The organism is Pantoea sp. JGM49 (assembly GCF_018257655.1).
In the GTDB taxonomy this organism is placed as follows: Bacteria; Pseudomonadota; Gammaproteobacteria; order Enterobacterales; family Enterobacteriaceae; genus Pantoea; species Pantoea communis.
Genome location: NZ_JAERJM010000002.1, coordinates 183863 through 196719, shown reverse-complemented (window position 1 = coordinate 196719; position 12857 = coordinate 183863). Strand labels below are relative to the sequence as shown.

The following is a 12857-nucleotide window of genomic DNA, read 5'->3' as shown; positions in this document are numbered from 1 at the left end:
GCTGGGGCTGTACGCAAACGCGTTGCGACAGCGGGTGTTCAAACGGGTCGAATACTCTCTTCATCCAGATCGGCATCGAAGAATCGACGCAATGTCTGAATGTGAGTATCGCTTTCAATCGACTGGCGCGCCTGCACCAGTTTCTCTTCATAAATGGCCTGACGCCATTCCAGTGGCGTCAACACCGCAGGATTATCGTCTTCAACGATGGTCAGTTCAACCGTTTGTCCGGCTGCCTGACTGAGCGCTTCCGTCAACGCCTGTTTTGCCGACGCTGAATTCAGGTGGCGTTGACTGCTGCGCAAATGCAGCGTGACGGCGTTCTCGCCCACCTCTTTCCACGCGTTTAACGCCACCTGCTGCACCAGTTTTGGCAACGTCAGTGCGGCTATTTCGGCGGCCCACGCATCGCGCTGCTGGGCTTCTTCGGCCAGACGAAGCGCCAGCTCAGGCGTTTTCTCATGCTCCAGAGCGGAACGCAAGGCTTTTGGCGTTGCGATGGGCTCCGCTTTTACCTCGACCGTTTGCTGGGCTTTCCAGCGATAGGCTTCTGGCTTCGCGGGCGTTTTTACCGCGGGTTCAGACGCACGCTGCTGCACGCGTTCGGTGACACTGGCAAGACGTTCCAGCGCCGGGTTCGCCGGCCGCGCGGGACGCGCTGCCGGCTCACTCTTTTTTGCTTTGCCGGCTCCCTGACGCAGCAACTGCGTTCGCGCCTGTAACAGTTGGCTGGTGGAGTCGGACATATGTTCTGGCGCCGGTTGCATATCGGCGTAGTCATCAGCCATCGGCGGCGCGTCCTGCATTGGCGGCGCCATCTGCGGCTGCGCGGCAGAGGCGGTGCGAGGTGCCGAAGAAGTGGCTGCAGGTCCGGGAGCGGAAGCCGCTGGCGTTGCTGACGCTGCAGTGTTGGCTGACGAAGCTGGAGCAGTAACCTGAGCGGAAGAGGCCGGCGCAGCAACGCCTGCGGATGCAGCAGACGCTTGCGGTGCCGCCTGCGGGATCAGACTGGGCCGCGCAACCGGCTCGGCAATGGTCGCCTGCGGATGGAACGCCAGCGCGCGCAGCAGCGTCATCTCGACGCCGAGGCGACGATCCGGTGCCAGCGGCAGATCTTTACGTCCCATCAACAAAGTTTGGTAGTAGAGCTGCACATCGGCGGGCGGTAAGACGCGCGCTAAATCGCGCAAGCGATGTGCCTGATTTACATCATCCTCACCCAGCGAAGCCGGCAGCAGTTGCACCATTGCCACGCGATGCAGTAATCGCAGCATCTCGACCAGCAGCGCTTCCCACTCGACACCACGCGATGCCGCCTGATTCAGCAGTGCCATCACCTGTTCACCCTGGCCCTCCGCCAGCGCTTCAATCAGCGCCAGCGGCTGTTCGTCATCCAGCGTGCCCAGCATTTGCGCCACGGTTTCACGCGTCACGCTGCCCTGCCCCATGGCAATCGCCTGATCGGTGAGACTCAGGGCATCACGCATACTGCCATCAGCGGCACGCGCCAGCAGATGCAGTGCACGCGGCTCGGCGGCAATCTGCTCCTGCTGCAATATATGCACTAACTGCTGCTGAATTTGCTCGACGTCGAGCGCTTTAAGATGGAACTGCAGGCAACGCGACAGAATAGTGACCGGCAATTTTTGCGGGTCGGTGGTCGCCAGCAGGAATTTGACGTGCGACGGCGGCTCTTCCAGCGTTTTCAACAGCGCATTAAAGCTGTGACGCGAGAGCATGTGCACTTCATCGATCAGATAAACCTTGAAGCGACCGCGCGCCGGGGCGTACTGCACGTTATCCAGCAAATCGCGCGTGTCTTCGACTTTGGTGCGTGACGCGGCATCGATCTCAATAAGATCGACAAAGCGCCCCTGCTCGATTTCACGGCAGTTATCACACTGACCACATGGCGTGGAGGTGATACCGGTTTCGCAGTTAAGACCTTTCGCCAGCAAACGGGCGATCGAGGTTTTCCCCACGCCGCGTGTACCGGAGAAGAGATAAGCATGATGGATTCGTCCCAGTGACAATCCGTTGGCCAGCGCAGTCAGCACATGTTCCTGACCGACTACGTCAGCGAAAGCCTGGGGACGCCATTTTCGCGCAAGTACCTGATAGCTCATGTGGATTCAATCACTGGAATTTATTGAGTTGGCACAGCGGTGCGGCTAAGTGAACCGGGTTCCGCCACAAGACAAAGAGGAAAAATGCAGCTTCGCAACCCCTGTTTATATGGGCAGTAGTCTAACAGCCACAACAGGATATGCCTATACCCGCGCTGCAGGCGCTGAATTTCATCGCGCATCCGCTTGAGCGGTACGATTTATCAGATATTGATACCAAGGTACGACGGCAGGAACGCGCAATGAAATGCGCCGCGATGGCCAAGGCCAGCGGCGCACAGGGCCTTAGTGGCCGGGGAAATTCACGAGGCTGTAGCAATCAATGCCGATCGCGTTAAGGCGCGCTTCACCGCTCAGATCAAACAGGTTGATCACGAACGCAGCATCTTTCACTTCGCCACCGGCACGGCGGATCAGTTTCACTGTGGCTTCCAGCGTACCGCCGGTGGCCAGCAGATCGTCCACCACCAGCACCACATCACCTGGCTTAATGGCATCTTTGTGCAGCTCCAGCGCATCAGAACCGTACTCCAGCTCATAGCTCTCGCTGTAGGTTTCACGCGGCAGCTTGCCCGGCTTACGCACCGGCACAAAACCGACACCCAGACCCAGTGCCACCGGTGCACCAAACAGGAAGCCACGTGCTTCGGTGCCCACCACTTTGGTGATACCTTTGTTACGATAGCGTTCAACCAGAATGGCAATCGACGCGGCATAGGCCTGCGGATCTTCCATCAAACTGGTGACGTCACGGAACAGGATGCCCGGCTTAGGGTAGTCAGGGATGCTTTTGATGCTGTTTTTGATGAGTTCAAGCTGCTGAGCAGTTGCGGTCATAAGTGTTACGCCTGGAAAAATATCTAATACGCGCAGCATCCGACAGCGCCAATACCCGGAAACCGGGTTAAGCGAAGACGTTTAAAAAGGGAAGCCACGCACGAAGATGCCCAAATCTATGCAAATACCTGTCTAAATGCAACCCTGCCGCACTTAATCGCCGCTGTCAGCATTTTCTGCCACTACCGGGATACGCCACATAAACAAAAGCAGCGCGCACAACATGATGCCCAGCATAATCCGCACCCACAGCATGTTAACCAGATAAATAGAAGCGGCAAAGGTGATGACAATCAGCAACATGGCGCGGCCTTTGGCGCCGGGCGGCATGGCGCGATGCTGTTGCCAGTGGCGGATATAGCGACCAAACGGCGAGCGCCACAGCAGCCAGTGGTGAAAACGCGGTGACGAACGGGCAAAGCACCAGGCGGCCAGCAACACAAATGGCGTGGTCGGTAACAAAGGTAATACAATGCCCAGCGTGCCCAGCACAATCGCCAGCCAGCCAAGACACAGAAGAAAAATTCGTTGCATGCCTGATGCCTGATAAAATCGGAACTGCGCTACGTTAACACAGTCGGAATCAGAGTGATGCCCCAACCGCCCGCACATCAACGTCTGCTCGCCATTGTCGATCAGCTACGACAGCAAATCGCACAGCAACGCGATGGTGCCTGCCGACAGCCCCGTTTTGACGCCCAACTGTTCCATTGCAAAGGCACGCGGCTCGCTGATTATCTTGCTGAGCTGGAACAGAATTTAACCCAGCTCATCGCTGCTGATACCAACGTCATACGCCGTCAGTGGCTGGCGGAGAAAGTGCTGGACCAGATTGCCGCCCTGCAACGCGAATGCCAGAGCCAGCAACTGCGCACCCCGCGTGAGCGTCCTCGCGTTGATCCGCGCCAGTCGAAGCGCGAAGAGTATCAGGGATATGAAACGCGCTTGCTGGCGATGATCGAACAACGTGAGCAACATCTGGCGCGCGCCGAAACCCTCAGCGTGCAGCAGCAGTTGATCCGCGATATCGAAGTGCTGCACGAGCGGCTGGCACGCTGTCGCCATGCGATGCACAAACTGGAAATGTCAGGCCCGGCACGGTAATCACCGCCCACTTTCCTTTATACCCGTCATACTTCACAGGGCAGGTGCGTTGGCTACGCTCATTCCCCCCGTGTCTGCATGAGTAAGCCCCTGCGGGTTCATTCCTTTGCCACTTGCCTGCACCTGAAATTATTTAGGATATATACTCCCCCTATGAATGAAGGAGGAAAATCATGACCCTAATTATGTGGATAGCGATTGGCGTGGTGGCTGGCTGCATCAAGCGCATGGTTTTTCCCGGTCGGCCGGGTGGGTTTGTTCCGACGCTGGTGCTGGCCGTGATTGGTGCGTTAATTGGGGGTTACATCGCGACTTATTTTACAACGGGTGATTTAGCGACGTTGCATCCCGCTGGCTTTGGGGTGGCACTGCTGGGTTCCATTTTGATGCTGCTGGTGGCAGCAAAATTACGTATTTAACAAGGAGAAATCATGTCACTGGAAACTGCATCCGATGAGATCAAACTGGCAGTGGATTTGATACAACTGCTGGAAGAGAACCAGGTGCCTACCGCAACCGTGTTAGCCGCGCTGGCGATTGTCCAACGCGATTATCAGCAGAAACAGGCGGCAGAGGGCGTTAATTAACGCGCCGAAGAGAGAGTGGGACTGAGCCGCAGCATATCAATAAAGGCATCCACCAACTGCGGCGCATCTGCCGCCAGATCAAACGCCTGCGGGTTAAACAGCCAGTTTTCCATCATACCGTTGATATAACCGCACATCAGACGCGCCGATTGCAACGTGTTCAATCCCGCAGGCAACTGGCCCACTTCGATACACTCACGTAGCACCAATTCAATTCGGTCGTAACACTCAAGCAGTAAACTTTGACGCATATCCTGTAATGTCGACATTTCGCCAACGAATTCACATTTATGGAAGATAATCTCCATTAATGCGCGTCTTTGTGGATCCTTTGCTGTGGCGTCAAGGATATAGATCAACATTGAACGGATAACAGAAAGTGGATCGCCCGGGTATTTTGTCTGATACTCAAGTTCCACATCGTCAAGCCCAGCGTCACACCGAAGCCAGATTTCATGCAGAACATCGGCTTTATTTTTGAAATGCCAGTAGATGGCACCGCGCGTGACGCCGGCCGCTGTTGCGATATCTGCCAGGGATGTGGCAGCCACACCGTGTTCAGAGAAGTGTGCTAAAGCGGCATCCAGAATTTGGTTCCGCGTTTCAAGTGCTTGCGCTTTGGTTTTTCGTGCCATAGAGGACTTTTTTTACAAACTGGCAAGTTTACATACATTTGTGAATGTATGTACCATAGCACGACCCGTGTTTTAACGCAGCAATGGGTTTATCGGTTTGTGATCCATTGATCATTTGATATCGGACACTAGAGGTTTATTTATGAATAAAAACAGAGGATTAGCGCCTCTGGCGGCCGTCCTGATGCTTTCAGGCAGCTTTGTGTTAACAGGATGTGATGATAATAAATCCCAGCAAGCCGCCCAGCAGCAGCCCCCAGAAGTGGGTGTTGTGACGTTAAAAAACGAGCCTTTGAAAATTACCACCGAACTGCCAGGACGTACTTCGGCATTCCGCGTGGCAGAAGTGCGCCCTCAGGTGTCAGGCATTATTCTGAAGCGTAATTTTGAGGAAGGAACGGATATCAAAGCAGGCGTGTCCCTGTATCAGATCGATCCGGCAACTTACCAGGCGGCTTATGACAGCGCCAAAGGCGATTTAGCACAGGCGCAAGCCAATGCACACGTCGCGCAGTTAACCATCAAACGTTATAAGCCGCTGCTGGGTACTAAGTACATTAGTCAGCAGGACTATGACACCGCTGCGGCCACCGCTGCACAGACGGCTGCAGCCGTTCAGGCAGCCCAGGCTAACGTGGAAACCGCACGCATCAATCTGGCTTACACCAAAGTGACGTCGCCGATCAGCGGTCGCATTGGTAAATCGTCAGTCACTGAGGGTGCTCTGGTCTCCAGCGGTCAAACCACTGCGCTGGCAACCGTGCAGCAGCTCGATCCGATGTATGTCGATGTGACCCAATCCAGTGATGATTTCCTGCGTTTGCGCGCAGAACTGGAATCCGGTCAACTGAAACAAAATGACGGCAAAGCCAACGTCACGCTCTTGATGCAAAACGGTAACGCATACACGCAGACAGGCACATTGGAATTCTCTGATGTGACCGTGGATGAAACCACCGGCTCCATCACGCTGCGCGCCATCTTCCCGAACCCGGACCACCGCCTGCTGCCAGGGATGTTTGTGCGTGCGCGTCTGGATGAAGGCACCAACCCAACCGCACTGCTGGTACCGCAACAGGGCGTAACCCGTACCCCAACCGGTCAGGCAACCGCGATGGTGGTGGGCGCAGATAATAAAGTGGAAGTCCGTAATATCACCGCTAATCAGGCATTTGGCGACAAATGGCTGGTAACGGATGGCCTGAAAGAAGGCGATCGCGTGATCACCGTCGGTCTTCAGCGTGCCAAGCCAGGTGCGCAGGTGACACCACAAGAAGTCAAAGATGATGCCAAAGCAGCACCGGAATCACAGTCTGCTAAATCATCGTCCTAAACAGGAGCCACTGATACATGGCTAAGTTCTTTATCGATCGCCCCATTTTTGCCTGGGTGCTTGCCATCATCATTATGCTGGCAGGTACTCTTGCGATTATCAGCTTGCCGATTGAGCAATATCCCAATGTTGCGCCGCCGGCCGTTGAAATCCAGGCAACCTACCCGGGTGCTGATGCGAAAACGCTGCAGGATTCGGTAACCCAGGTTATCGAACAAAACATGAACGGCATCGATGGCCTGATGTATATGGCCTCGAGCAGTGACTCGTCCGGTACTTTAACCCTGACGCTGACCTTCCAGTCCGGTACCAACGCCGATATCGCGCAGGTACAGGTACAGAACAAGCTGCAGCTGGCGATGCCACTGCTGCCGCAGGAAGTACAGCAGCAAGGTATTCAGGTTAAAAAATCCTCCAGCAGCTTCCTGATGGTAGCGGGCTTTGTCAGTGATGACGGCAGCATGACGCAGAATGATATCTCTGACTATGTTGCTTCAAACATCAAAGACCCGATCAGCCGTACGCCTGGCGTCGGTGATACTCAGGTGTTTGGTGCGCAGTACGCGATGCGCATCTGGCTCGACCCGCACAAACTGAACAACTACCAGCTGACGCCGGTCGATGTCATCAGTGCGTTGGGCACCCAGAACACCCAGGTCGCCGCCGGTCAGTTAGGGGGTACACCGCCCGTGCCTGGCCAGCAGTTGAACGCCTCGATCATTGCCCAGACCCGTCTGACCAATACTGAAGAGTTCGGCAACATCATGCTGAAAGTGAACCAGGATGGCTCACAGGTGCGCTTGCGTGACGTGGCGAAGATTGAACTCGGTGGTGAAAACTACGAGATCATCGCCCGCTACAACGGCAAACCGGCTTCGGGTATCGGTGTGAAACTGGCAACCGGTGCGAATGCATTGGATACCGCCAAAGCGGTGAAAGATGAGCTGGCCAAACTGCAGCCGTTCTTCCCGGCTGGCATGAAAACCGTTTACCCGTACGACACCACGCCGTTCGTGAAGATCTCGATCTTCGAAGTGGTGAAAACGCTGTTTGAAGCGATCGTGCTGGTGTTCCTGGTGATGTACCTGTTCCTGCAGAACTTCCGCGCCACGCTGATTCCGACCATTGCGGTGCCGGTGGTGCTGTTGGGTACGTTTGCGATTATCAGTGCCTTTGGTTACTCGATAAACACTCTGACGATGTTCGGGATGGTACTCGCCATCGGCCTGTTGGTGGATGACGCCATCGTGGTGGTTGAGAACGTTGAGCGTGTGATGGCGGAAGAAGGCTTACCGCCGAAAGAAGCGACGAAACGTTCGATGGAGCAGATTCAGGGTGCGCTGGTGGGTATTGCCCTGGTGCTGTCCGCGGTATTTATCCCGATGGCCTTCTTCGGCGGCTCTACCGGGGTTATTTATCGTCAGTTCTCGATCACCATCGTTTCCGCAATGGCACTGTCAGTACTGGTGGCGTTGATTCTGACGCCGGCACTCTGTGCCACCATGCTGAAACCGATCAAGAAAGGCGATCACGGTAAAACCACTGGCTTCTTCGGCTGGTTCAACCGCTTGTTCGATAAGAGCACCAACCACTACGTGGATAGCGTGGGTCACATCGTGCGTAGCACCGGTCGTTATCTGGTGATCTACCTGGTGATCGTGGTCGGCATGGCGTATCTGTTCCTGAAACTGCCTACCTCCTTCCTGCCGGAAGAGGATCAGGGTCTGTTACTGGCGCAGGCGCAGTTGCCAGCCGGTGCAACCCAGGAACGTACACAGAAAGTGCTGGATCAGGTGACTGATTACTTCCTGAACAAAGAGAAAGACAGCGTTAACTCGGTATTTACCGTTAACGGCTTTGGCTTTGCGGGTCGTGGTCAGAACACCGGTATTGCCTTCGTCAGCCTGAAACCGTGGGATGAGCGTGGCGATGCCAGCCTGAAAGTGCCAGCGATTGCCGGACGCGCCATGCAGGCGTTGGGTCAGATCAAAGATGCGATGGTCTTCCCGTTCAACCTGCCAGCGATTATCGAGCTGGGTAACGCCACCGGCTTCGACTTCATGCTGACGGACCAGGGTAACCTGGGTCACGAGAAGTTAACCGCCGCGCGTAACCAGCTGTTTGGCATGATTGCCCAGCATCCGGATACGCTGGTGGGCGTGCGTCCAAACGGTATGGAAGATACGCCACAGTACAAACTGATCATCGATCAGGAAAAAGCGCAGGCGTTGGGTGTGTCGCTGTCTGACATCAACACCACGCTGGGCGCGGGCTGGGGTGGTTCGTACGTCAATGACTTCATCGACCGTGGTCGTGTGAAGAAAGTGTACGTCATGGGCCAGGCTGACTCGCGTATGTTGCCAGATGACATCAGCAAATGGTTTGTGCGTAACAGCTCCGGCACTATGGTTCCGTTCTCAGCCTTCTCTTCGGCGAAGTGGCAGTACGGTTCACCACGTCTGGAACGTTACAACGGCTTACCATCAATGGAGATTCTGGGTCAGGCTGCACCAGGCAAGAGCTCCGGCGATGCTATGAACCTGATGGAAGAGCTGGCGGGCAAACTGCCTGCGGGTATCGGCTATGACTGGACCGGTATGTCTTACCAGGAACGTCTGTCCGGTAACCAGGCCCCTGCCCTGTACGCCATCTCGCTGATTGTGGTGTTCCTGTGTCTGGCCGCATTGTATGAGAGCTGGTCGATTCCGTTCTCCGTTATGCTGGTGGTGCCGCTGGGTGTGGTCGGTGCATTGATCTTCACCACCCTGCGCGGACTCAGTAACGACGTCTACTTCGTGGTGGGGCTGCTGACAACCATTGGCTTGTCGGCGAAGAACGCCATCCTGATCGTTGAATTCGCCAAGGATTTGATGGAGAAGGAAGGGAAAGGTTTGGTGGAATCAACTCTGGAAGCAGCACGTATGCGTCTGCGTCCAATTCTGATGACCTCACTGGCCTTTATCCTCGGTGTTCTGCCGCTGGCCATCAGTACCGGTGCTGGTTCCGGCGCACAGAACGCCGTAGGTACTGGCGTAATGGGCGGCATGGTAACCGCAACTGCGTTGGCGATCTTCTTCGTGCCGGTGTTCTTTGTGGTGGTACGTCGCCGCTTTGGTAAAAACAAAGCGGAGATTGAGCAAGGCCATCCGGTCGAGCACAAACACTAAGTTGTCACCTGTTGAAAAGGCCGCGCAAGCGGCCTTTTTTATTGCCTGAACACCGCCTTCCACCCGACCGTTCAATACCCTTACTGCGATCGCGGTTGCAATCAATTCTCTGCAGGTTCATACTATTGTTATATTATAACATTACATGAGGGTGCAGTTATGAAAGCCAATATCCATCCTCATTACCGTCCCGTGGTGTTCCACGACACCTCTGTCGATGAGTATTTCAAAATCGGTTCCACCATTAAAACCGAACGCACCATTGAGTTCGAAGGTGAAGTGCTGCCGTACGTGACGCTGGATGTCTCGTCTAAATCCCACATCCACTACACCGGCAAGCAAAAAGATCTCACCAAAGAAGGCAGCGCCGCACGCTTCAACAAGCGTTTCGGCAGCTTCCTGACGCGCGGCAATTAATCAGGAGTTAACGCATGCAGGTTTTAAGTTCATTACGGTCTGCCAAGACCCGTCACAAGGATTGCAAAGTCGTGCGTCGTAAAGGTCGCATTTACGTGATCTGCAAAACAAATCCGCGCTTTAAGGCGGTTCAGGGAAGAAAAAAGAAAAGGTAGGAAAGTGTCGTGATAATTGGCCGGGATGCTCCCCGGCCTTTTTTTTACTTCATGCTCTGCAACATGATATCGACGTTGTGCTTGAACGCAGCAACATAAGTCGCAGCAGGACCGTTCGCCTCGGACAACGCTTCAGGATAGAGTTCACCACCTGGCTGTGCGCCGGTTTCGCTGGCAATCTGTTTCACCAAACGCGGATCGGTCTGATTCTCCATGAAGTAAGTCTTGATGTGCTCAGCCTTCAGCTGCTTGATAATCGATGCCACATCGCTGGCACTGGCTTCGGCTTCCGTGGAGAAACCGACTGGCGCAAGGAAACTCACACCGTAACGCTGGCCAAAGTAACCAAAGGCATCATGGCTGGTCAGCACTTTACGCTTGCTTTTCGGCACTGCAGCAAACTCCGTTTTTGCCCAGCTATCCAGTTTTTCCAACTGCTGAATGTAGCTTTCACCGCTCTTGCGGATATCCGCCGCATCTTCCGGGTCGGCTTTAATCAGCGCATTCATCACGTTGGTGGCATAAATCACGCCATTGTGCATGCTATTCCACGCGTGTGGGTCAGTCACGGTTTTGCCGTCTTCTTCCATTTTGCGTGTGTTAACGCCGTTGGAGGCGACCACAATCGTGCCTTTATAACCGGAGGCGCTGATCAGGCGATCCATCCACCCTTCCATCCCCAAACCACTCACAAATACCACATTGGCTTTAGCCAATGCCTGGCTATCCTGTGGCGTCGGTTCGAAGGTATGAGGATCGCCGTTAGGCTGCACCAGCGACTTCACGTTAACGTGATCGCCGCCCACCTGCTTAACGATATCCGCCAGCACGGTGAAACTCGCTACCACATCCACGGTTTTCGCCATGGTCAGTGGGCTAATCAACATGGCGCCAATCGCCAGACTCAACGGTAACTTCTTCATTCGTATCCCCTAATTGTATAGTTATCGACGGCGCAGCAGGCCGCCACACGGTCCTGTTAAAACAGAAAGCAAAAACAGTACGGCCGCACTCAGCACCACCGCAGGTCCGGCTGGCAGTGAGAAGTGCCAGGAAAGAATTAAACCTACCAGCGCGGCGATCATCGCCAGCAGCATGGCGATGCCGAGCATGCAGGCGAGATGGCGACTCCAGAAACGCGCGCTGGTCGCCGGTAACATCATCAATCCCACCGACATCAACGTGCCGAGCACCTGAAAACCCGCAACCAGATTCAGCACCACCAGCATCAGGAAGATGCCGTGGACGATCGGCGCGCTCCACTTGCCTTGCGCACGCAGGAAATCCGGATCGAACGCATCGATCACCAGCGGACGAAAAATCACTGCCAGCATCATTAAAGTGAACGCCGCAATGCCGCCCACCAGCAGGATGGCCGCGTTATCGACGGCCAGCAGTGAACCGAACAGCACGTGCAGCAGATCGACGCTCGATCCACGCAATGACACCAGCGTGACGCCCAGCGCCAGCGAGCCGAGATAGAAGCCAGAGAAACTGGCGTCTTCCTTTAAGGGGGTATATCGACTGACCGCACCGGAGAGCAGCGCAACGGCTAACCCCGCAATCAGCCCGCCGATGCCCATCGCCACCAGCGATAAGCCGGAAACCAGATAGCCAATCGCCGCGCCAGGCAGCACCGCGTGGGAGAGCGCATCGCCCACCAGACTCATACGACGCAGTGAAAGGAATACACCCAGCGGCGTGGCGCTCAGCGCTAATGCCACACAAGCCACTAGTGCACGGCGCATAAAACCAAATTCGATAAACGGTTGAATCAATGTCACGAAGCCACCCTGCGCAGCAGAGGAGTTTGAGCGGAGTCAGCATCGTCGAGTGACAACACATCTTTGAAGTAACGCGCGACCAGTGGGCGATCGTGCAACACCACTAATAAGGTGGTGCCGGCCTGCTGCTGCTGCTCGAGGATTGACATCAACAGCGTGACGGTTTGCGTATCGATGCCATTAAAGGGTTCATCCAGCAGCCAGACTTTACTTTGCTGCAGCATCAGGCGCGCAAACAGCACCCGTTGCAACTGACCGCCGGAAAGCATAGAAGGCTGCGCATCAGCAAAATCACGCATCTGCACGGCATCCAGTGCGGCATCGATCTCCTGTCGCATCGCACGATTGATGCCACCAAACCAGCCGCAGCGCGGCCAGCATCCCATCGCAACCAGCTCATAAACGGTAAGCGGGAAACGGGTTTCTAACTCACTACGCTGCGGTAACCAGCCAAGCGCCTTAGGCGAAATTTTTAATTCGCAAGTCCCTGCAATCGGCGGCAACAGACCGGCGATGGTTTTCAGTAGCGTGGATTTTCCGGTGCCGTTCGCGCCGATTAATGCCGTCATGCTGCCTGCCGCCAGTTCTCCGGTAACTATCGGCGTCACCGCTTGTCCCTGATAGCCGCCCTGCAAGCGGTTGAAATGCATCATTTCTGCATTCCCCAATAGATAGCCAGCGCCAGGAACGCGATAAGCAGCAGCGCGACCAG

General features: G+C 55.2%; 14 protein-coding genes and 1 other annotated feature. Of the genes, 7 read left to right on the top strand and 7 right to left on the bottom strand.

Going from position 1 to position 12857, the window contains the following annotated elements; genetic code table 11:
* Window positions 1-38: 38 nt before the first annotated feature.
* From dnaX to JK231_RS04060, 3 genes are all read right to left on the bottom strand, one after another.
* The gene (gene dnaX, locus JK231_RS04070; RefSeq protein WP_211728050.1) at window positions 39-2126 is read right to left on the bottom strand and encodes a DNA polymerase III subunit gamma/tau; all 2088 of its coding nucleotides are present in this window, start codon (window positions 2124-2126) and stop codon (window positions 39-41) included.
* Window positions 636-697: a sequence feature (DnaX frameshifting element), on the bottom strand. Its footprint overlaps the gene before it by 62 nt.
* A 285-nt stretch (window positions 2127-2411) precedes the next feature.
* Window positions 2412-2963, bottom strand: coding sequence for an adenine phosphoribosyltransferase (apt, locus tag JK231_RS04065; protein ID WP_097117476.1), 552 nt, complete (start codon window positions 2961-2963; stop codon window positions 2412-2414).
* 153 nt (window positions 2964-3116) lie between these two features.
* Entirely contained in the window at window positions 3117-3497 is a 381-nt protein-coding gene (locus JK231_RS04060) for a DUF454 family protein (protein WP_097117477.1), read from the bottom strand.
* 57 nt (window positions 3498-3554) lie between these two features.
* Between JK231_RS04060 and JK231_RS04055 the strand changes: the two genes are divergently transcribed.
* The 3 genes from JK231_RS04055 to rsmS all read left to right on the top strand — a co-directional run bounded on the left by JK231_RS04055 (window position 3555) and on the right by rsmS (window position 4654).
* Complete coding sequence (locus JK231_RS04055) at window positions 3555-4067, top strand: primosomal replication protein (protein WP_166933739.1); 513 nt, start codon at window positions 3555-3557, stop codon at window positions 4065-4067.
* A 173-nt stretch (window positions 4068-4240) separates the two neighbouring features.
* Window positions 4241-4486, top strand: a complete 246-nt coding sequence (locus JK231_RS04050) for a membrane protein (protein WP_034828157.1) — start codon at window positions 4241-4243, stop codon at window positions 4484-4486.
* A 12-nt stretch (window positions 4487-4498) separates the two neighbouring features.
* Window positions 4499-4654, top strand: coding sequence for a pleiotropic regulatory protein RsmS (rsmS, locus tag JK231_RS04045; RefSeq protein WP_064511361.1), 156 nt, complete (start codon window positions 4499-4501; stop codon window positions 4652-4654).
* Here rsmS and acrR read toward each other — a convergent pair.
* Window positions 4651-5289, bottom strand: a complete 639-nt coding sequence (acrR, locus tag JK231_RS04040) for a multidrug efflux transporter transcriptional repressor AcrR (protein ID WP_034828155.1) — start codon at window positions 5287-5289, stop codon at window positions 4651-4653. The genes rsmS and acrR overlap by 4 nt on opposite strands.
* A gap of 142 nt (window positions 5290-5431) precedes the next feature.
* Between acrR and JK231_RS04035 the strand changes: the two genes are divergently transcribed.
* The 4 genes from JK231_RS04035 to ykgO all read left to right on the top strand — a co-directional run bounded on the left by JK231_RS04035 (window position 5432) and on the right by ykgO (window position 10361).
* Window positions 5432-6622 (top strand): efflux RND transporter periplasmic adaptor subunit, encoded by a 1191-nt coding sequence (locus tag JK231_RS04035; protein ID WP_034828153.1) that lies wholly within the window; start codon window positions 5432-5434, stop codon window positions 6620-6622.
* Window positions 6623-6639: 17 nt separating this feature from the next.
* Window positions 6640-9789 (top strand): multidrug efflux RND transporter permease subunit AcrB, encoded by a 3150-nt coding sequence (locus JK231_RS04030; RefSeq protein ID WP_034828151.1) that lies wholly within the window; start codon window positions 6640-6642, stop codon window positions 9787-9789.
* A gap of 159 nt (window positions 9790-9948) precedes the next feature.
* Complete coding sequence (locus tag JK231_RS04025; protein ID WP_211728049.1) at window positions 9949-10206, top strand: type B 50S ribosomal protein L31; 258 nt, start codon at window positions 9949-9951, stop codon at window positions 10204-10206.
* Between the two features lie 14 nt (window positions 10207-10220).
* Window positions 10221-10361, top strand: a complete 141-nt coding sequence (gene ykgO / locus JK231_RS04020; protein WP_008103894.1) for a type B 50S ribosomal protein L36 — start codon at window positions 10221-10223, stop codon at window positions 10359-10361.
* A gap of 44 nt (window positions 10362-10405) precedes the next feature.
* On the opposite strand, the gene JK231_RS04015 is transcribed toward ykgO, so the two are convergent.
* From JK231_RS04015 to JK231_RS04005, 3 genes are read right to left on the bottom strand one after another with little or no spacing between them, the layout of a single operon-like run.
* Window positions 10406-11284: a metal ABC transporter substrate-binding protein gene (locus JK231_RS04015; protein ID WP_058962373.1), complete on the bottom strand. Its 879-nt coding sequence runs from the start codon at window positions 11282-11284 to the stop codon at window positions 10406-10408.
* 21 nt (window positions 11285-11305) lie between these two features.
* Window positions 11306-12145 (bottom strand): metal ABC transporter permease, encoded by an 840-nt coding sequence (locus tag JK231_RS04010; protein ID WP_097117482.1) that lies wholly within the window; start codon window positions 12143-12145, stop codon window positions 11306-11308.
* Window positions 12142-12798: an ABC transporter ATP-binding protein gene (locus JK231_RS04005; RefSeq protein ID WP_034828143.1), complete on the bottom strand. Its 657-nt coding sequence runs from the start codon at window positions 12796-12798 to the stop codon at window positions 12142-12144. Before JK231_RS04005 ends, JK231_RS04010 begins: the two co-directional genes overlap by 4 nt.
* Window positions 12799-12857: the final 59 nt, after the last annotated feature.

Excerpts from the sequence above, each read along its gene's own strand:
- dnaX (WP_211728050.1), bottom strand. The coding sequence starts at position 2,126 with ATGAGCTATCAGGTACTTGCGCGAAAATGGCGTCCCCAGGCTTTCGCT.
- apt (WP_097117476.1), bottom strand. The coding sequence starts at position 2,963 with ATGACCGCAACTGCTCAGCAGCTTGAACTCATCAAAAACAGCATCAAA.
- JK231_RS04060 (WP_097117477.1), bottom strand. The coding sequence starts at position 3,497 with ATGCAACGAATTTTTCTTCTGTGTCTTGGCTGGCTGGCGATTGTGCTG.
- JK231_RS04055 (WP_166933739.1), top strand. The coding sequence starts at position 3,555 with ATGCCCCAACCGCCCGCACATCAACGTCTGCTCGCCATTGTCGATCAG.
- JK231_RS04050 (WP_034828157.1), top strand. The coding sequence starts at position 4,241 with ATGACCCTAATTATGTGGATAGCGATTGGCGTGGTGGCTGGCTGCATC.
- rsmS (WP_064511361.1), top strand. The coding sequence starts at position 4,499 with ATGTCACTGGAAACTGCATCCGATGAGATCAAACTGGCAGTGGATTTG.
- acrR (WP_034828155.1), bottom strand. The coding sequence starts at position 5,289 with ATGGCACGAAAAACCAAAGCGCAAGCACTTGAAACGCGGAACCAAATT.
- JK231_RS04035 (WP_034828153.1), top strand. The coding sequence starts at position 5,432 with ATGAATAAAAACAGAGGATTAGCGCCTCTGGCGGCCGTCCTGATGCTT.
- JK231_RS04030 (WP_034828151.1), top strand. The coding sequence starts at position 6,640 with ATGGCTAAGTTCTTTATCGATCGCCCCATTTTTGCCTGGGTGCTTGCC.
- JK231_RS04025 (WP_211728049.1), top strand. The coding sequence starts at position 9,949 with ATGAAAGCCAATATCCATCCTCATTACCGTCCCGTGGTGTTCCACGAC.
- ykgO (WP_008103894.1), top strand. The coding sequence starts at position 10,221 with ATGCAGGTTTTAAGTTCATTACGGTCTGCCAAGACCCGTCACAAGGAT.
- JK231_RS04015 (WP_058962373.1), bottom strand. The coding sequence starts at position 11,284 with ATGAAGAAGTTACCGTTGAGTCTGGCGATTGGCGCCATGTTGATTAGC.
- JK231_RS04005 (WP_034828143.1), bottom strand. The coding sequence starts at position 12,798 with ATGATGCATTTCAACCGCTTGCAGGGCGGCTATCAGGGACAAGCGGTG.